Source organism: Sinomicrobium pectinilyticum, from assembly GCF_003725735.1.
Taxonomy (GTDB): Bacteria; Bacteroidota; Bacteroidia; order Flavobacteriales; family Flavobacteriaceae; genus Sinomicrobium; species Sinomicrobium pectinilyticum.
The window spans coordinates 1-17,517 of sequence record NZ_RJTM01000059.1; the positions used below are offsets into that span (position 1 = coordinate 1).

The 17,517-nt window shown below is 42.2% G+C and carries 15 protein-coding genes; 3 read left to right on the plus strand and 12 right to left on the minus strand.

The window, feature by feature from the left end; all coding sequences use genetic code 11:
- Nucleotides 1–542 precede the first annotated feature (542 nt).
- The 11 genes from ED312_RS08290 to ED312_RS23740 all read right to left on the minus strand — a co-directional run bounded on the left by ED312_RS08290 (nt 543) and on the right by ED312_RS23740 (nt 12,366).
- The gene (locus ED312_RS08290) at nt 543–782 is read right to left on the minus strand and encodes a class I lanthipeptide (RefSeq protein ID WP_148044246.1); all 240 of its coding nucleotides are present in this window, start codon (nt 780–782) and stop codon (nt 543–545) included.
- 83 nt (nt 783–865) lie between these two features.
- On the minus strand, nt 866–1,360 hold the full coding sequence (locus tag ED312_RS08295; RefSeq protein ID WP_148044247.1) for a glycoside hydrolase family protein: 495 nt from the start codon (nt 1,358–1,360) through the stop codon (nt 866–868).
- A complete protein-coding gene (locus ED312_RS08300) occupies nt 1,321–1,920 on the minus strand; it encodes a lanthionine synthetase LanC family protein (RefSeq protein WP_123215544.1) in 600 nt (199 codons plus the stop codon). Before ED312_RS08300 ends, ED312_RS08295 begins: the two co-directional genes overlap by 40 nt.
- Before the next feature lie 97 nt (nt 1,921–2,017).
- Nucleotides 2,018–4,699, minus strand: a complete 2,682-nt coding sequence (locus ED312_RS08305; RefSeq protein WP_123215545.1) for a TonB-dependent receptor — start codon at nt 4,697–4,699, stop codon at nt 2,018–2,020.
- A 278-nt stretch (nt 4,700–4,977) separates the two neighbouring features.
- Nucleotides 4,978–6,621: a glucose-6-phosphate isomerase gene (gene pgi / locus ED312_RS08310; protein ID WP_123215546.1), complete on the minus strand. Its 1,644-nt coding sequence runs from the start codon at nt 6,619–6,621 to the stop codon at nt 4,978–4,980.
- A gap of 69 nt (nt 6,622–6,690) precedes the next feature.
- Nucleotides 6,691–7,113 carry an endonuclease domain-containing protein gene (locus ED312_RS08315; RefSeq protein WP_123215547.1) on the minus strand — a complete coding sequence of 141 codons (423 nt, stop codon included), beginning with the start codon at nt 7,111–7,113 and terminating at the stop codon, nt 6,691–6,693.
- Between the two features lie 13 nt (nt 7,114–7,126).
- Nucleotides 7,127–8,398: a M23 family metallopeptidase gene (locus ED312_RS08320; RefSeq protein ID WP_123215548.1), complete on the minus strand. Its 1,272-nt coding sequence runs from the start codon at nt 8,396–8,398 to the stop codon at nt 7,127–7,129.
- The gene (locus ED312_RS08325; RefSeq protein ID WP_123215549.1) at nt 8,398–9,366 is read right to left on the minus strand and encodes a tryptophan 2,3-dioxygenase family protein; all 969 of its coding nucleotides are present in this window, start codon (nt 9,364–9,366) and stop codon (nt 8,398–8,400) included. The genes ED312_RS08320 and ED312_RS08325 overlap by 1 nt, the downstream gene beginning before the upstream one ends.
- A 4-nt stretch (nt 9,367–9,370) precedes the next feature.
- Entirely contained in the window at nt 9,371–10,150 is a 780-nt protein-coding gene (locus ED312_RS08330; RefSeq protein WP_123215647.1) for a DUF3108 domain-containing protein, read from the minus strand.
- A 528-nt stretch (nt 10,151–10,678) separates the two neighbouring features.
- Nucleotides 10,679–11,767: a serine hydrolase domain-containing protein gene (locus ED312_RS08340; protein ID WP_123215551.1), complete on the minus strand. Its 1,089-nt coding sequence runs from the start codon at nt 11,765–11,767 to the stop codon at nt 10,679–10,681.
- Between the two features lie 80 nt (nt 11,768–11,847).
- Nucleotides 11,848–12,366, minus strand: coding sequence for a helix-turn-helix domain-containing protein (locus ED312_RS23740; RefSeq protein WP_170164469.1), 519 nt, complete (start codon nt 12,364–12,366; stop codon nt 11,848–11,850).
- A gap of 1,419 nt (nt 12,367–13,785) precedes the next feature.
- Between ED312_RS23740 and ED312_RS08355 the strand changes: the two genes are divergently transcribed.
- Genes ED312_RS08355 through bioD form a run of 3 tightly spaced genes read left to right on the plus strand, consistent with a single transcriptional unit; the run spans nt 13,786 to nt 15,970 of the window.
- Entirely contained in the window at nt 13,786–14,934 is a 1,149-nt protein-coding gene (locus ED312_RS08355) for an aminotransferase class I/II-fold pyridoxal phosphate-dependent enzyme (protein ID WP_123215648.1), read from the plus strand.
- Complete coding sequence (locus ED312_RS08360) at nt 14,931–15,347, plus strand: putative signal transducing protein (RefSeq protein ID WP_123215554.1); 417 nt, start codon at nt 14,931–14,933, stop codon at nt 15,345–15,347. The genes ED312_RS08355 and ED312_RS08360 overlap by 4 nt, the downstream gene beginning before the upstream one ends.
- Entirely contained in the window at nt 15,344–15,970 is a 627-nt protein-coding gene (gene bioD, locus ED312_RS08365) for a dethiobiotin synthase (protein ID WP_123215555.1), read from the plus strand. The genes ED312_RS08360 and bioD overlap by 4 nt, the downstream gene beginning before the upstream one ends.
- On the opposite strand, the gene ED312_RS08370 is transcribed toward bioD, so the two are convergent.
- Entirely contained in the window at nt 15,967–17,463 is a 1,497-nt protein-coding gene (locus ED312_RS08370; protein WP_123215556.1) for an ArnT family glycosyltransferase, read from the minus strand. The genes bioD and ED312_RS08370 overlap by 4 nt on opposite strands.
- Nucleotides 17,464–17,517: the final 54 nt, after the last annotated feature.

Here is a 17,517-nt window from a genome sequence, read left to right on the forward strand (position 1 = left end):
GTTAATGGCCGTTTTTCGGGCTATAAAGCGGGAGTAACGGATTGAATGCCGTTTTGTTCATATCATGGATGTACATGCTGAGAGACTGCACTTATCACGGGTTCCGTTGTTACAGCCGGTTGTTCCCTTTCCGGGGATCGGGGTTGTTTGTGAGGTGGATTGAAAATCTGTTTAAGTTTTATTTTTGGATTATTTTATATATTCAGCTATACATTAAATAGCGGGTAGTACGTTAAGTCTCTCTCTGAGGAGAGGCCAAAAACGGAATTACATAGCGATAAACTATATTTGATGCAATTTACCTCATGACCGGGTCATTGCAGTAATAAATACTGTAGGATGTATGAAAATCGGGGTATGCCTCAGTGATGCATTTTTCGGTTTTTTTAATTGAAACTTTAAGCTGCGAAGTTGCAGAATCTTCGCAGCGTACGCGAATTTACTTATACTAGGTAAATTCCAACCAGTTTATAACTGGCTGGAACAAGGTGAATTAAAAATTAAATTCTAAGTTTACGAAATATGTGAATGTTGATTTTAATTTAGGTGCCACATACATAAAGCCCAGTTGGACATACATAATCAGTAGGGCCATTTCCACCACCTCCGGGATCACATTCTGAGCAAGCAGATTTATCTGTGGGGCAATCGTCACAGGACATTTGATACGTATTAGGACATCCTTCCGTAATCGCACCACCCATGATTTGATTTTGTACTCGAAGATTTAGACTTGATATAGTCTTTTTGTTTAGTGATAATTTTTTGATTTTTTTCTTCATTATAAGATTATTCTTACAAGATAAGGAATATATTTTATTTGAAGGTTATTTAATTGTTAACCATAGATATTGTTGTTTTACCGTTAGACTATTCCAATCAGTTTCTTTTCTACTGGCATCAGCGCCAATCCGATACCCGACAGTCCGTTTTGCAAGCCTAGTGTCCCGTATTTGGAACTTATTGAAGGAAGGACTTTTGTTTCGCGCCAGAAACTGCTGTTCTTTTCAAAGAGTTTAAAACCGGTTTCATTATAAAAAGACTGGTAAAGATAAGCGATGAGCCAATTATCTTTAGCTATTCCTGTTTTGTAAAAGAAATTATGATTTTTGTCCTTGTTATATGCGTTGTATTTGAGTATGATACACGCCAGTCTTTTCCAATGGATATTTTTACATGCCTTCCCCGCTTCCCAGAGAGCACAGGCCATGTTCAGGTCCAGGCTTATGATACGGTTGTTCCCGGTATTTTTTGCAGGGAAAAAGGTATTTTTATCTATAAATTCCGGAACGGAAAGTGATATGTTATTTAACAATAGCTCTATGAGTTCTTTGCTTTTCTTTTTTGGATATCTGTGCATATACACTTGCTCAGGAACAGAGTGATTTCGGGAATCGCAGGCTCTTGAAAAGTAGGATGTCCGTCCTTTAGAAAAGCAAAGGTCATGCTCTCCAACCTGTTTACTACTTCTGTCAAAAGTGGTTTTATGCACCCGGATTTTTTCAGTCTTTGAAAGAGATAATGACATGTTTGAAAGAATTCCATGTCAAAGATGGTGAGGTCTTTTAAAGTGTTGAGTTTTTGATGGATTTCCCCCATGATTACCTCATCGGACTGTGCTAGTATATTTATAAGGTCGTCCTGATCGAGTAAATGGTTTTTGACCAGGTGTTGCAATAACCAGCCATAGCCGGCTAAACCGTTATGGAATGATGCGGTGACAGGTTCTCTGTTTAATATTGCGAAATTTTCTTCCAGGAGTTCTTCTATCTTTTGGTGACAGGTTTCATCCTGGGTTTGTGTATAGTAAATGGTGAGAAATAGTATTCTTCCGGAGTTTCCGGTGGTGAGGGAAATGTCTTTTTTGTCCGGAGTTGAATTTAGTATAGCATTAATAATGTTTTGTAAGACAGGAGGCATTTGTTATGTTTTTCTAAAGGTAAAAATATTGTAGGATATAAAAAACAAAACCTCACCGGGAAAGGTGAGGTTTTAAGTATGTGATAAAAGTGTTTTTTTAGAAGTTGTATCTAACGCTAAAACTCCATTGTCTTCCGAAACCAAAAGTACCTCTGTTGTTTACATTTATACCTTTGTAATTGTCCACTCCATCTTCAGGAGCTATGTTTGTTGATAAACTTTGTAAATACATTGTATTAAAGAGGTTATCAACATTAAATCTGAAGAAAAATGATTGTCTTTCCGTATTTTTCAAAGGTAATGTGTAAGACAGGCCTGCTCTGAACAGATTGTAAGAAGGTAGTTTGATTACATCCTGATCTGGCGTAGTAAATCTGATCGGATCTATATATGCATAAACATTTGCATAATGGTACCAATCCACATCTATAGAGAACTCATCAATAATTTTGTAGTTGGCTCCAAGATTAAATGATGTCTGGGCGGCTTCACCAACCTTTACACCATCAATGTAGGCAGTTTCTCCGTCATATCCGGGTACTACTTCCAGGTTATCTTGTCTGACAAGGGTCTGAATGCTATTGTCTCCGTATTTCCAGTTACCTAAAGAAGCGAATCCATAGATTCCGAGTTGATCTGTCATGAGAGGTCTCAACATGAAATCGAATTCTACTCCGTAATGTACTTGCTTTAATCCTGCGAAACGGGAGAAATAATCTTCATCTATACCATCGTTATCAAGGTCTAGCCTCGTAGATCTCACTTCAACACGATCATCCCAAACAGTATAATATCCGTTTAGATTTGCACTGAATACACTGCTGTTGAATTTGTATCCTAATTCATAACCGGTAATTTTTTCATTCTCAGCCAGAGGGTTCAGATCATTTGTAAAGTTCAGGTAAATATTATCGTGAAAAGGTTGCCTGGAATAATAACCGGCATTGGCGAAAACATTGTGATGCTCATCTATATTATAGCTTAAGCCACCCTTAAGGTTAAAGCCTCCGTTATTAACTTTTTGAGATTTTTGCTCGTTAGGGAGCATATAGTTAAAGTAATCCCATCTTTGGTGCCATTGGCTGGAGATTGCTCCTTGAATATAAGCTGAGAAAGCATCTTCTTTATATTCTATTTGCCCAAAACCTCCAATATAACTGATTTGCTCAGAATAATCATACCCGATTTTTTCTGTGTCCTTAGCATTTTTAAAGGTAGGGTCAAACAAGTTAATGTCATAAGATTTGAATACTGTATAACCTCCAGGAACAGAACCATTATTCGTAACTCCCCATCCGTCGAGACCTAAGAAATCGGTAACCATCCGGTAGTGTTTTCCCTTGTAGAACCTGTAGTCAAAACCAACGTTGAATTCCAGATTGTCATTGATTTTGTGATTGAAGTTGGATACCGTACCTAGCCACAGGTGATTGTTAACGGATGCCCTTGTAATATAACCCGCTTCAACGTTTCTTATTTCTCTTCCTATCAGGTAATTACTCCCGTTTATTTCAGTTGGCTCAAGGCCTCTGTTCGTTGCAATGATTCTGTCAAAATCAATTTGCCCATTATCGTCAAATTTGTTGCTGTGATAACCAAGGGGTCCGGTTCCCCCTCCGCGACCAATTGAGGCATATGCTACAGTAGAAAGGTTAGATTTGTCACTTATATTCCAGTCCCAGTTAAAGTTCATCACCGGCTTATGATAGTAATTAGTACGCTCATTGTAGAACTTTCCATTTTTGTACCCCCAGTTCTCGTTGTAGTCTTTGCCGTAGGTCAGGGCTGCTTGTATATTATTTTGATAAGCTTGTCCGTGTGTTTGTGGAGCACCGGTTATCAAAAGGTTAAATGCGTGCTTATCTGAAGGTTTGTAACCAAAAGAAAGGAAGTAAGTCAACCCTTTACCTTCTGTACCTTCAAAATAGTTACCATCTCCTTCCCAATAGGAAAGCATATAAGTAGATGACCATCCGTTTTCATTTTTTCCCGTAGAATAATATGCGGTACTTTTTATATAATTATTGTTGGCGATAGCACCTTCCACAAATCCCTTCTCCTTTTCATTGTAAGATTGCGTTACAATGTTCATAGTACCACCAACGGAAGAAATTGCAAGTTTAGAAGAACCAAGACCTCTCTGCAATTGAATAGCTGTAGCGACATCTCTTACTCCCTGCCAGTTACTCCAGTACATATTTCCATCTTCCATACCGTTTATCGGTTGTCCGTTAAGAAGGTATGCCGTATTACTTTGGTCAAAACCCCGAACACGTATTTGAGCATCTCCATAACCTCCTCCGGATGTATTTGCATAAACGGATGGCATGGAACGAAGTAATGTCGGAAATTCGGCATTTCCACTGGCCTTTTGTATATCAGATGCTTTAATAGTAGAAACAGCAATCGGTGTCTGGCGGTCTTTTACCAGGTCAATTACTCCGGTACCAACCACAACAACTCCCTCTAATTGTTCCGCATCTCCCTGCAAAGCAATATTTCCTATATCGCCCGTAGAAGTAAACCTCACTTCTTTTTTTACAAAACCAATGTAAGAAACAACCAGGGTACCGCTGTTCTGCGGCACTTCGATCCGGAATTTTCCGTCGAAATCTGTAGATACTCCGGTGGTTGTGCCTTTTACGACAACATTGGCCCCGGGCAGCGGTTCGTTCAGTTCGGCATCAATTACAGTACCTGTAATAATGCCCTGTGCAAAAGCAGTCGTTGCCATAAGGGCAAAAACCACTGTGAAAAACCCATTGTAAATTGTCTTCATCTGTGTTAATTAAATTTGATTTAGCTGTGCAAAATTGACATTTATAAAATTACCGAACATTAAGTAAATGTTAAATGTTTTAACAGTGTGATCCTTTAACTTTTTAAAACAAAAATAGCCATTAAACCTTTGGTCTTGGGTCTCATATGTTTAATTTTTACACCTATTTATTAACAGTAATTTAGGAAACGGGCTTTCGCATAAAGTACGAAACCCCGGCTGTTAAGGTGTAGCCGGGGTTTGTTTTTTGTATATCGGGTAGGAAAAGGCTATAGTGTTCAGCTCTTTTTCTTGAAATACTCCAGTAAATTTGTAGTGGAGCTGTCGTGCCGGGCTGTTTCCGGGCTTTGGATATCTTTTAATATATTGCTGGCCAATTGTTTCCCTAATTCCACGCCCCATTGGTCATAGCTGAAAATATTCCAGATCACACCCTGTACGAATATTTTGTGCTCATACATGGCGATAAGTGCCCCGAGACTTTCCGGAGTTAGTTTATCTACCAGGATGGTATTGGTAGGTTTATTCCCTTCGAATACTTTGAACGGAAGTAATCTGCGCAACTCTTCTTCTCCCGTATTTTTAGCCTTGAGTTCGGCAGTAACCTCTCCTTCCGTTTTACCCTGGAGCAGGGCCTCGGTCTGTGCAAAGAAGTTGGCCATAAGCTTATCGTGGTGGTCTTTGTCACCGTGCAGGGAATGTACAAAACCGATAAAATCGGCAGGAATAAGTTTGGTGCCCTGGTGGATAAGCTGGAAGAACGCGTGCTGTGAGTTGGTACCCGGTTCTCCCCAGATAATGGTCCCGGTCTGGTAGTCCACCCGGTTACCCGCACGGTCCACACTTTTACCGTTACTTTCCATAATGCCCTGCTGGAGGTAAGCGGAAAAACGGCTCAGGTATTGGGTATAGGGTATGATGGCCTCACTTTCCGCATCGAAAAAATTGTTGTACCAGGTGGCTATAAGAGCCAGTATGACGGGGATATTGTCTTTAAAATCCGTAGTCCTGAAATGCTCATCCATAGCCTGTGCCCCTTTCAATAACTTGTTGAAATTGTCATAACCTACGGCGAGGGCGATTGATAAACCTACGGCACTCCAGAGAGAAAAACGTCCGCCTACCCAGTCCCACATCGGGAAGATATTCTCATCGGCAATACCGAATTCGGCAATTTTGGGAAGGTTTGTGGAAACGGCAACAAAATGTTTGGCCACATCTTCCTGCCCTGCATTTTTCAGGAACCAGTTTTTAATCGTGGTGGCGTTGCTCAATGTTTCCTGGGTGGTGAATGTTTTGGAAACAATGACAAAGAGTGTGGTTTCCGGGTCCAGGTTTTTTAAGGTTTCGTGTACATGATCCCCGTCTACATTACTCACAAAATGTACATTGAGGTGGTTTTTGTAGAATTTCAATGCCTCGGTAACCATAGCCGGCCCGAGATCGGAACCTCCGATCCCTATATTTACCACATCGGTAAACGCTTTGCCGGTATATCCTTTTTTCTCTCCGGAAATAATACTTTCCGAAAAGGTTTTGATCTTCTCTTTGACCGCAAAGACCCCGGGCATCACATTTATGCCATCTACGGTGATTTCCGCGTCTTTTGCCGAACGAAGGGCAGTGTGAAGCACTGCGCGTTGCTCGGTTTCATTGATGAGGTCACCGGAGAAATACTTTTGTATGGCGTCCTTCAGCTGTACTTCTTCCGCGAGGGATAAAAGCAGGTCCATGGTTTCCTGTGTGATCCGGTTCTTGGAGTAATCCACATAAAAATCATTCCATTGCACGGTAAATCTGGAAGCTCTTTCCGGGTCTTCGTTAAAATAACCTTTCATTTCCGCATTGCCGATCTTCCGGAAGTGATCCGCAAGCTTTTTCCATGCTCCGGTCTGTGTGGGGTTTGTTTTTTGTAGTGGCATTATTTTAGTGTTTATTTATTTTTTTCAAAAAGTTTATCGGTGTATCTCTGCATCTCCCCTAACCCCTCTTCAAAGAGGGGGATATTCTCCCTCCCCTCCGGGGGAGGGCCGGGGAGGGGTGTCTCCCGGTAAAGCAGTCTCTTCTACAAATTTTTTAATTGAGTTTAAAACAGACGTTATGTCTGTAAAAACCTCCTCATTAGAAAATCGCAAAAACCGTACTCCTTGTGCTTCTAATTTTTTTTGCCTTTTAATATCTTTATCCGTCTGAAGATTATGAATGGGGCCATCTATTTCTATAGCAAGAAATAGTTCATGGCAATAAAAATCCACAATATAGTCCAGGATTGGAACTTGTCGGTGAAATTCAATGCCAAGAGCTTTTTTACGGATTTTTGTCCATAATATTTTTTCCGTACAGGTTGGATTTCGTCGGAGTTTGCGGGCCTTTTCTTTTAAATCCTTGCGATATGGGATAATTTTATTAGGCATAACGATCCTGCCATCACTCCTCCGCAGAAGTAATGAATTCTTCCTGCTCGTCGTCGAACAGTATGCTGTCCAGGCGTAATTGCAAAGGTTTTATATAGGCCATGTATCCTTCTTTCAGTTCTTTTCTGATGGGTTCGGCAGAGGGGAGATCCTGTTTGTAAGGGTCTACCTGCTTTCCGTTTTTCCAGAAGCGATAGCAAACATGGGGGCCGGTGGCCAGCCCGGTGCTGCCTACATAGCCGATAACCTGTCCCTGCATAACGTGCTGGCCTACCTTAACGGCCCGTTTGGACATATGCAGGTACTGGGTCTCATATGTGCTGTTGTGGCGTATTTTAACATAATTTCCGTTCCCCGAAGTGTACCCGGATTTGATTACGGTACCATTTGCCGTCGCTTTGATAGGGGTGCCATGCGGTGCGGCATAATCAGTACCCAGGTGGGCTTTCCACCGTTTCTGAACAGGATGGAAACGTCTCATGGTGTATCGGGACGAGATCCTGCTGTATTCGAGGGGGGCTTTCAGAAATGCCCGGCGCAGCGTATTGGCTTCTTCATCGTAGAAGTCGCTGATACCCTTTACGGAATCCGTTTGAAACTTAAAGGAGTAAAAAGGTTTGTTGTTGTGTTCAAAATATGCTGCTTTGATGTCCCCTATTCCGGCGTATATGGTGTCATCGATATATTTTTCTTCGTAAATCACCTTAAAGCGGTCTCCCCGTTGCAGGCGGAAGAAGTCGACCGTCCAGGCATAGATGTTGGAGAGGTCGTAAGCTACCTGGTAATCCATATTCTTTTCCATAATAGCTTCGGAAAGGGAGCTGGTTATGACCCCGGAAGCTTCCCGTTCCACGATGGTAACCGGTTTCTTCTCTTTATAGGCCTGAATGGAATCTGCGAATCGTATCACTACATAATCCACACTATTGGGCTGGTAGATAAAACATTCCGGTGTCTGAAGGGAATCTTTGCTACAGAGCAGGGTATAGGGTTTTCCTACACGCAGTCCCCGGACAACATCGAAGGTATCTTTGGCTATTTCTGCTATTTTATAGACTTTGGCATAATCTATATTGTTTTTGGCGAGTATTTCCCCGAAGCTGTCACCTGACTTAACCGTATCTCTTCGAACTACATAGTTGTCGAGATTAAAGCCGAATTCCTTTACCTCAATAGGTTTTAGTATCTCTCTTTTTGCCGTTTCCCCGGCATTTTCCTCTTCTTTTTCTTTTTTGCATGCCACGACTGTAATGGCCAGTGCAACTAAAAGTACCTTTTTGAGCATTAATTTTTTGTGTTTTCCGGATTAAACATGTGTTCTACCCATTCTTTCCCCCAGTTGTTTTTTTCCTCTTCGTTCCAAATTTCAGGAAAAAAGATGACTTTTTGAAAACTTGGAGGCAAATAATCTCTCCAATTGGTTCCGCCCGAGGCATCTATGGTGTTATTATCCCTTTTCAGGTACCTGTAGGCAGACCCCAGATGCATAAGCGGCCAGTTTACATTAGCATTGGTGTCCAGGGCTTTCATGGCTTCCATGAGCGTCGGGTTTTTTCTTTCGTTTTCGGGAAGTTGCAGGTATTTGTGGTATATGGTGGTATTTTTTACATCATTGGCAATACGCATAAACCTCGGGGTGTAGCGATATTCGAATTGCTTCAGTGTTAAGGTTTTTTCTCCGGTAGTATTATCCGTAGCACCTTTTTTCCAATAAATATTTTCATAGAGGATATCGAGGGATGTTCCGGAGGGAAACCGGGCCCTTACGGAATGATGTACCAGGTTTTCCAGCGGCGTAGCATAAATTTCTATCATCCTGTACTGTGCGGACTGGAATCCGCTGGCGGGTAAAAGGGACATCCGGTATTGCAGGAACTGTTCGCGTTCCATGCCGTTGATCATGACTTCGAAAGAAGTGATAAGTGCTTTGAAGTAACGATTTATCCGTTCTATTTTTTGCGTAAAGAAAGCTGCGGTCTGTAGCTTGTCGTCTATAACCTGTTTCTGTTCGTGGATGATAAGCTTAAAATACAGTTCGGTGATCTGGTGGTACATGATGAAGATTTCTTCATCGGGGAAATGGGTTCGTGGTATTTGAAGGCTGAGCAGGGTGTCCAGGTGAATATAGTCCCAATAGGTCAGATAGCGTTGGTGCAGCAGGCCGTCGAGATAGGCGCCCAGGTCCTGGCCGGAATTTCGGTATTTGTCTTCTAACTGGTGTATTCTTTCGGCAATTTCCGGTTTTATCTCCATGTGATTAATCTACTACTACTTTGAACTGGTGTTTGAGTCCCCGGAAGGCTTCCAGGTCGGCTTTGATGGAACCTACCCGCAGATCTGCCTTTATCCGCATGGGGAGTTTGTTTTCGTCATCCGAAACCCACAAGGTCAAACTGCCCTTTTCTTTAAAGACCCTTCCTGCCTGTACATAAGGTCGGAACTTTATACAGGAAATTTTGCCAAATTTAGTCTTTAATACCTCTTTACCCAAGAACTTAAGCTTAAATTTAAAGGTCTTGTCATCATCGAATAACAAATCCAGCTCTGTTTCGTCACCTTCGGTGAGGTTTTCGGTTTTGTAATGGTTCCGAAGGTAATATACGGCCGACAGGAGGTCGTGAATATCTTTATGTACGGCTATAGTGGTGGTCTTGTTGTGCTTTTTGTTGTTTACTATGGCCTGATTACTGTTGTAATCAAAATTTATTTCCATGTCTTTGGTATAGCCGCCTTCATCTATTTGACGAATAAATTTGTACGGCCTGCCGTCCTGTTTGTCAAAATAGCTTTCGTAATTATCATCTACTTTGAAGAACAGCCTTGCCAGTCCCGTAGTCCGGCCTTTGCCTACGACGTGAAACACGGATTTTCCGTTGAGACTGGTTTCTTTGAGTTCCATAGTGGCATAACTGGCGTTGAAGATCCCGTAGTGTACGCGGAACTGCAGCCATTCGCCGGAAGTAAAAGCATTTTTGTTTTGCGCGTCGAGGTTTGCATAAAAGCAAAAAAGTATAGTGGTTAAGACAATTTTTTTCATCAGTGCTAAAATATACTGTAAAAATAATAAATTGTAATTACCCTGCCCGAAAGGGATCATTAATTAACCCTGATGGAATTGAAAAAATTACGGATCGGGATCAAAAGTTTTGGAATTTTAACATTTAAGGATTTGGTGTGGGTTTTTTAGCGATGGATGCACGGATGTCTTTTGTAATGTGGCGGAAGTGGGATGGAGTTGTTTTGGGACTTCAGCAAAAAAGGATTTCTCCGGGAAATCCCTTGAAGTCGCCTGACAGAACAATTTTCGAACCATTTTTACAGGTGTTGAAGAAATTGATAAAGTCGGATGTTATTTCTTTCGGGTATGTTTTTAAGTGAACTTGTCTTGAGTTATTCTATATACCTGCAAAAGCATGACTTTTCGCCCAAATACAACAATTCAAGACAAGTTCGGCATCTAAGATTGTCAAATATATGCTGGATTAACCTCCTTCGGAAGATCATGGCTTGTGTTAAGGATCAGCCCGGAGTTTTCTTGCTTGCGTGCGAGCAAATAAAATGTGCTTTAAAGTGAATTATAGATCAGCTCCATCACTTCTTCAATGACAGTTTCATCAAAAGAAGATGCCCTGTTAGACATTAAGACCATGGTCAGTTTGTCTTCGGGTATCCTGAACATAATGGCATAAAACACATCATTGCCGCCATCATGCCAGTAAACCGGGTTTTTTGTGGGCGCTTCAGAAACCGTCCATCCATAACCGTAAAAAGAACTCTCCTCCGGATCTTCCGCAACATAAGGAAAGAATAGTTTTTCCTTTGCTTCAAAGTTTAAAACTGTTTCTCCATTTAAGGCTTTATCCCATTTTTGCATATCCGAAACAGAAGATAAAATACCACCATTAGCCCGGAGGTGCCATCCGGGCCCGTCATCTGCCCAGAGGCCGGGAGCATTGGGGAATCCCACGGGCTTATTGACCATAAAGCCTATAGCCATCCGATCGTTTTTAAAATCCGGTAATATATACCCCGTTTCTTTCATCCCGGCCGGTATCCATAATTGTGCTCTCAGGTAGTTTTCATAGGTGGTATGGGATACTTTTTCAATAATAATTCCCAAAATACTATAACCGACATTGGAATAGGCATAAATAGTTCCCGGATTATTGATCAGGGGACTGGCAAAGGCCAAATCAATAAAATCATCTGCACCAATGATGTCGTAATCATCCCCGATCCCTTCCCGAAAACCCGCAGTATGGGTAAGCAATTGATGAATAGTAATATCTTTTTTATCATCAGGCACTTCCGGGAAATAATCCATGAGTGTATTTTCAACATGTAAGAAGCCATCCATTTCAAGCTTTAAGATCGCAGATGCTGTAAATTGTTTGGTCAAAGAACCTATATCAAAAATAGTGTAGGGCTTATTTAGAATATCAGGGTTCTGATTTTGTATTCCGAACCCTCTTTCTAACAATACGGCACCTTCTTTTTGAATATAAACACTTCCGTAAAAACCATCGGCTTCCTTAGCTTCGAATAAGCGCGACAGCTGCCGGGATAACCGGGCATCGTCGTCCGGAATGGGCGGATCGTCCGTACAAGAAATGAGAAATACACTGAATACGAAATAAAATAGTTTGCTTTTCATTCTTAAGAGTTTTTAGAATTGAGGGCACAAGGTATTTCAATGCCCGACTAAAAATGTTCCGATCTATCCAGGCGAACACCTTAGTCCATATGATTTTTCCGGTATTCTGAAGGAGTTACACCAGTGATCCTGCGGAAAGTAGTGTTAAAAGCTGTTTTGGAATTAAATCCGGATTCGAAGGCTACACCGAGCATGTTGAGATGCGATTTACTTGTGTCTCTGAGGATGTTCTTGCTTTCTTCAACCCTGAATTCATTTATGAGAGAATAGAAATTCTTGTTTAAATGATTGTTGAGGAAGTAGGAGAGATAGTGACTTTTATATCCTAAGCGGGTAGCTAATTTTGGTAGTGTAAGATCATTCTCCAGGTAGGGCTTATGGTACTGTAAAAATGTCAATATCTTTTCTTTCGTTTCTTTTACCTGTGCTTCTGTTAACTGGGGGTGAGCTGGCACGTTCCTTATTTCGATTATTTTTTCGATGTCATTTAATTCGGCAATGGTATAGGGAAATATTTCTTTTTGCAGTATTGTGTGATATCCCATATAGAACAGCACCCCGACCTGAACTAAATCGGCTAAATTTATCAGCCAGTCCATATTACTGAAATTAAAAATGTAGGATGTCAGCATAAGAAGGGGCATGGCCGATAAGAGGTAATAAAGCCATTTGAGGTCGATCCGTTGAACGTTGGAGCTTAATTCTTTAATTCTTTTCTGATGACGCCTTAAACCAAAAACAGAAGCCGCCAGAAGACAGGAGGAAAAGACTAAAAAAAGGGTTTTGTACCAACCTGATGAGAAATATGCTTCGTCCAGATATTCAGGCGTTAGGTCTCCGGATCGGTGAATTAAGACGAACCGGAGTTTTGTCAATAAATCTATTACAAAAGGCAAAAAAAACAGGGCATCTTTCGGTTTAAATTTTTTAGTAGGTTGGATAAAACTAATGATGGCCATATACAAGGGCAGGCGGTAGCATGAAGATAATCAAATCAACGGAGATCATTTTTTTGATTCCCGGGAGAGAGGTTTCGGATTGCCGGATCAGGTCGGAAAGAGAAAGAAGTAAAATTCCTGATACAAAAGCAGTTAACCACTTGTTAGCCGTTTTATTATGTTTCTTGGCCATTACCAGCGTGAGGAATGTCAAGAAAATAGCTATACCTAATTTAATGGAAAGGAAGATGATAAAGTTAATATCCATATTCTAAATCGTGTATGATATACAAAACAACACACCTTAACTATTCTCCGGCAGACCCTTCCGACGTCTTGCTAAGATAGAAAGATTACGGGTTTTTTGCCAGTATATCCACAAGGGCCACTTTTCATGCGGATTACCCTGCACTTTTGCCTGTCCCCAGGCTTTGGATTTGCCTCGTTATTTTAGTTGTGGAGTTTGGGAGTTGTTTAGTCGGGGTGGGAAAGGGTTGTGTTTGCCGGATGTTTTATGGAGTAGAAGTTGCATGTTTCACAAGCCCGGAATTAGCCGGTAGCCAACTCCAAAATTACCAACTAACAAATTAAAGATCTTCCACCCCTACAAAAAAACAAGAGGCCCGGAATTTCCGGGCCTCTTAATTAACCAACCAAAACTTTAAATTATGAAAACTTTACTTAAAGTTACAAAAGGGCACCACCCCTTTTGATGATACAAAGATATGGCAGAAATCTGCATTTGGAAATGCTTTTAAGAAACTTTAACGCAAAGCGGGGGAAAACAATATTTTTTGTTAAGGAACTTTAGTTAGTTTGCAAAGAAAACCGCTCCTTATTGATGGGTCGTCATGCCTTGTAAACACTGGGATTACCCGGCGTTAAATTACGAAAACGTTGTAGTAGTCCCTGGTCTTTTCCCATTTTGTGCTCGTTCCTCATTTTCCGGGGGAAACGTTGCTTTACAAAAATATAATAAACATTGTAAAAATCACTATGAGAGACGTTTGTTTTTACAAACGGTTTTGAACATTTTTATGAACGGTCTGCACTTGCAGGTTTTTTTTACCTTTGGTCCTTATGGAGTTTCCGAAGAAATTAGCGATAAAATTGCAGGGCAGGGAAGAGAAAAATGCTTTGCGAAAACTGCCCGGGCCTGTTGGTGGTGTAGATTTCTCCTCCAATGATTACCTGGGCTTATCGGTATCCGAGCTTGTTTTCCGGGAAGCGGGCAGTATCCTTGAGCGGGGAGGGGGTATACGGAACGGCGCCACAGGATCACGGTTATTGACCGGAAATCATATGCTCTACCCGGAAACCGAAGAAATGCTGGCACATTTTCATCATTCGGAAGCAGCACTGATCTTTAATTCGGGCTATGATGCCAATGCAGGATTTTTTTCCTGTGTACCGCAAAGGGGAGACGTGGTGCTTTATGACGAATGGATACACGCCAGCATCCGGGACGGAATACAAATGGGACCTGCCGGTGCATACAAGTTCCGGCACAATGATATGGAAGACCTGGAGGAAAAACTGCTCAGGGTCCGGGGAAATGATAAAAGGGATGTCCATATTTATATAGTGACCGAATCGGTTTTTTCGATGGACGGAGATTCTCCGGATCTGCCTGCAATGGCAGGGCTGGCTGCGAGATATGCCGCATATCTTGTCGTGGACGAAGCACATGCCGTAGGTGTTTTTGGTGTCAACGGCGAAGGATTGGTGCAGGAACTTGGCCTGGAAGACCGTGTTTTTGCAAGAATAGTTACTTTTGGCAAGGCAATGGGATGCCATGGGGCAGCTGTCCTCGGGCCCCGCAGGCTGAAGGATTATCTGGTGAATTTTGCCCGGAGCCTCATCTATACTACGGCATTGCCCGCGCATTCCCTCGCGACGATCCGGGCCGCATACGGTATGTTGTCCGGATCACATGCCCGAAAAGCCCTTCACCGGAACATTTCTGTTTTTAAGTCCGGGTTGCATGACCTGAAGCTGGATACCCTTTTTGTTCCCAGCGATTCCGCAATACATTGTTGTGTTATTCCGGGCAATGAAAAAGTAAAAAAGATCGCTTCGCATCTCGCCGAAGAAGGATTTGACGTAAAAGCCATTCTCTCTCCTACGGTTCCCGCCGGGCAGGAGCGGCTGCGTTTTTGTTTGCATAGTTATAATACGACAGAAGAAATTTCGGAGGTGTTGAAGTTGTTGGCTATTTTTACGGAATGAAAGAAGAAGAGACTTTTGTAACCATAGCGACGTTTCAGTATTCGTCGGAGGCACAGGTAATCAGGGGCAGGCTGGAAGCCGAGGGTATTCGGGTTGTTATGGCAGACCACCATACGGTCGATGTCGACCCCCTGATAAGTAATGCCATCGGGGGCGTAAAATTAAAAGTACGCGGAGAAGACAGGGAGAGGGCATTGGAAGTATTAAAAACGGTCAGTAAATACTCATTGGATGATGAGGGCAATACTATTCTCTGTCCTTATTGCAGGAGTGATAAGGTTGAGTATTTTACCAATATAACCGATTTCAAATCCTTAATATCTTTCCTGCTGGGTTTTTTGTTCGGGACTTTACCTTTTTATGTCAAGTATGAATACCGCTGTGAGGCGTGTAAGAAAAAATTTAATTTATGACGCATTCGAAATTCTTTATTACCGGTATTTCCACAGAAGTCGGGAAAACTATTGTTTCTGCCATAGTTACGGAAGCCCTCGAAGCCGATTACTGGAAACCCATACAATCCGGGGATCTCGATAATTCGGATTCTGATAAGATAGAAAGACTTATATCCAATCCGAAAACCAAAATACATCCCAATAGTTATGCATTAAAAACACCCATGAGCCCTCATGCGGCGGCAGAGATTGACGGGGTACGTATAGAAGCCGGGAAGATAACAGCGCCCGAAGTTTCCGGAGACCTGGTCATCGAAGGGGCGGGCGGATTACTGGTGCCGCTGAACGATACGGAAACCATTGCAGACCTTATAAAGCCGGACTATAAAGTACTTATAGTATCCCGCAACTATCTGGGGAGCATAAACCATACCTTGCTCACTATCGAAGCATTAAAACAGCGGGGGGCACAGGTAAAAGGAATAATCATCAGCGGTGATGAAAACCCGTCTACCGAACGTATTATAGGGAAAATGGGAAAGATCCCTATACTGGGAAGAGTAGCCGAAGAGAGCTTTTTTGACAAGGCCGTGGTCAAAAAATATGCGGAAATGTTTTCTCCGGTACTGCGGGCACTTTAGTATACCCGCTGATATATTTCCGCTTCGCCTATCCTCTTTAAAAACCGGTAATTTTTGGCCAGGATATTTTTAAAGTAGATATTATCGGGCGTATTGTCTTTCATAAAAGGTATTTTTCCCCTTTCCGTAACAATGATCTGCGGATTGATGACGGAACATATGTATTGCAGTTCTTCTACGCTGTTTTTTCTGGGGTTGTCGTAAAACTGATATAACTGTTCGCGGTCCAGGTTGGACGGATGAGTGACGGACTTGGTGGGTGGTTGCTCGTCAATAAGCCAGTATCCTATATGGTTTTCAAGGAAAAAGATAGACTTTACATCTCCTATGTGTGCCCGGAGATATTCGGGTACTTCTATACCCTCGCCGTTGTACAGCGATTTTCCGTCCAGGGCACGGTCTCCCAGAAAACAATATTCTTTAACAGGTTCGAACTGTATAAGCAACACTATAGCCGCAGCAAACGGGGTATAGGCTATCTTCCCGAACCAGTGAATGTGGCTGATCACCACCGCCAGGGGCAGTATTAAAAACGGGTAGAGCTGAATGAGGTAATGACTGTTCATTTCGCCCGATTGTATAAAAGATAGCATTGTTCCGGCAAGCGCAAGTAAAATGTAAATGTAGTTCCTGCACAACGCGGGGAAACATTTTTTTCTGCTGTTGACAAAGATGAGGAGTGCCGCAATACCGATAAAAGGCAAGAGGTCGGTGAAGGCTTTAACATTGTTGGCGGGGTCTGGGGTGTCGTAATGCAGCGGTGCGAGTATGACGGATTCCCACCATATGTTAAGAAGGTCATTGGTGTAATAGGGTATAACGGTGAAAAGTACGGGGAGGATGACCCCCGTACCGTATATGAAGCCGCTTTTTAAGGAGGCGTAGAGGCCTTTGGACCGGAACTCGAAATACATAAGTCCAAGTCCCGTAAACAGTATCGGGTAAGCCAGGTTGAGTTTTATCATGGCTGCAATACCGAAGAGGAAACCGGCGAGGAAAATATGCCTGTTCCTTGTGGCTTTGATAAGGAACCAGAACCCCGGGATCGAAAAGAGCATGGAGAGGTGCTCCGTCATCACTCCCTGCAGATTTCCGAACAGGCTGGATAAAAAGATATAGAGCATGCCACACCAGAAACCTACTTTTCTTCCGGACAGGCGGTCGCCGATCTTAAAGAGGTAAAGCGAAGTTATGGCAATACCTATGGTGCCTGCAAGGCGTATGGCAATAAAACTTTTTCCGAAGATCTTGATAATGACGGCGAAGAAGAGAAATGCAACCGGGGGCTTCAGGTCCCAGAGATGGGTATACGGCAGGTGCCCTTCAGCCCAGGATTGTCCCATGAGAATAAAAGTGCTCTCGTCCCTGTCTATGTAATCCCTGAAAAAAAAAGGAAAACGAATGAACAGGGCTACTCCCAGGAAAATAAGGAAGATCTGATACAGTTTTAACGAGGAATAATTTATGTTAATCCCCTTTTTTAATAGGCTCAATGTTAGTCAGGTTTAGCTGCAATTCTGATCTTTGCAAGGTAATATAAATAACGA

Bases quoted from the DNA above. Each gene is read 5' to 3' on its own strand.
- ED312_RS08355 (WP_123215648.1), top strand. From the start codon at position 13,786: ATGGAGTTTCCGAAGAAATTAGCGATAAAATTGCAGGGCAGGGAAGAG.
- ED312_RS08315 (WP_123215547.1), bottom strand. From the start codon at position 7,113: ATGCCTAATAAAATTATCCCATATCGCAAGGATTTAAAAGAAAAGGCC.
- ED312_RS08320 (WP_123215548.1), bottom strand. From the start codon at position 8,398: ATGCTCAAAAAGGTACTTTTAGTTGCACTGGCCATTACAGTCGTGGCA.
- ED312_RS08340 (WP_123215551.1), bottom strand. From the start codon at position 11,767: ATGAAAAGCAAACTATTTTATTTCGTATTCAGTGTATTTCTCATTTCT.
- ED312_RS23740 (WP_170164469.1), bottom strand. From the start codon at position 12,366: ATGGACTGGCTGATAAATTTAGCCGATTTAGTTCAGGTCGGGGTGCTG.
- ED312_RS08360 (WP_123215554.1), top strand. From the start codon at position 14,931: ATGAAAGAAGAAGAGACTTTTGTAACCATAGCGACGTTTCAGTATTCG.
- pgi (WP_123215546.1), bottom strand. From the start codon at position 6,621: ATGCCACTACAAAAAACAAACCCCACACAGACCGGAGCATGGAAAAAG.
- bioD (WP_123215555.1), top strand. From the start codon at position 15,344: ATGACGCATTCGAAATTCTTTATTACCGGTATTTCCACAGAAGTCGGG.
- ED312_RS08305 (WP_123215545.1), bottom strand. From the start codon at position 4,699: ATGAAGACAATTTACAATGGGTTTTTCACAGTGGTTTTTGCCCTTATG.
- ED312_RS08295 (WP_148044247.1), bottom strand. From the start codon at position 1,360: ATGCACAGATATCCAAAAAAGAAAAGCAAAGAACTCATAGAGCTATTG.
- ED312_RS08330 (WP_123215647.1), bottom strand. From the start codon at position 10,150: ATGAAAAAAATTGTCTTAACCACTATACTTTTTTGCTTTTATGCAAAC.
- ED312_RS08290 (WP_148044246.1), bottom strand. From the start codon at position 782: ATGAAGAAAAAAATCAAAAAATTATCACTAAACAAAAAGACTATATCA.
- ED312_RS08325 (WP_123215549.1), bottom strand. From the start codon at position 9,366: ATGGAGATAAAACCGGAAATTGCCGAAAGAATACACCAGTTAGAAGAC.
- ED312_RS08300 (WP_123215544.1), bottom strand. From the start codon at position 1,920: ATGCCTCCTGTCTTACAAAACATTATTAATGCTATACTAAATTCAACT.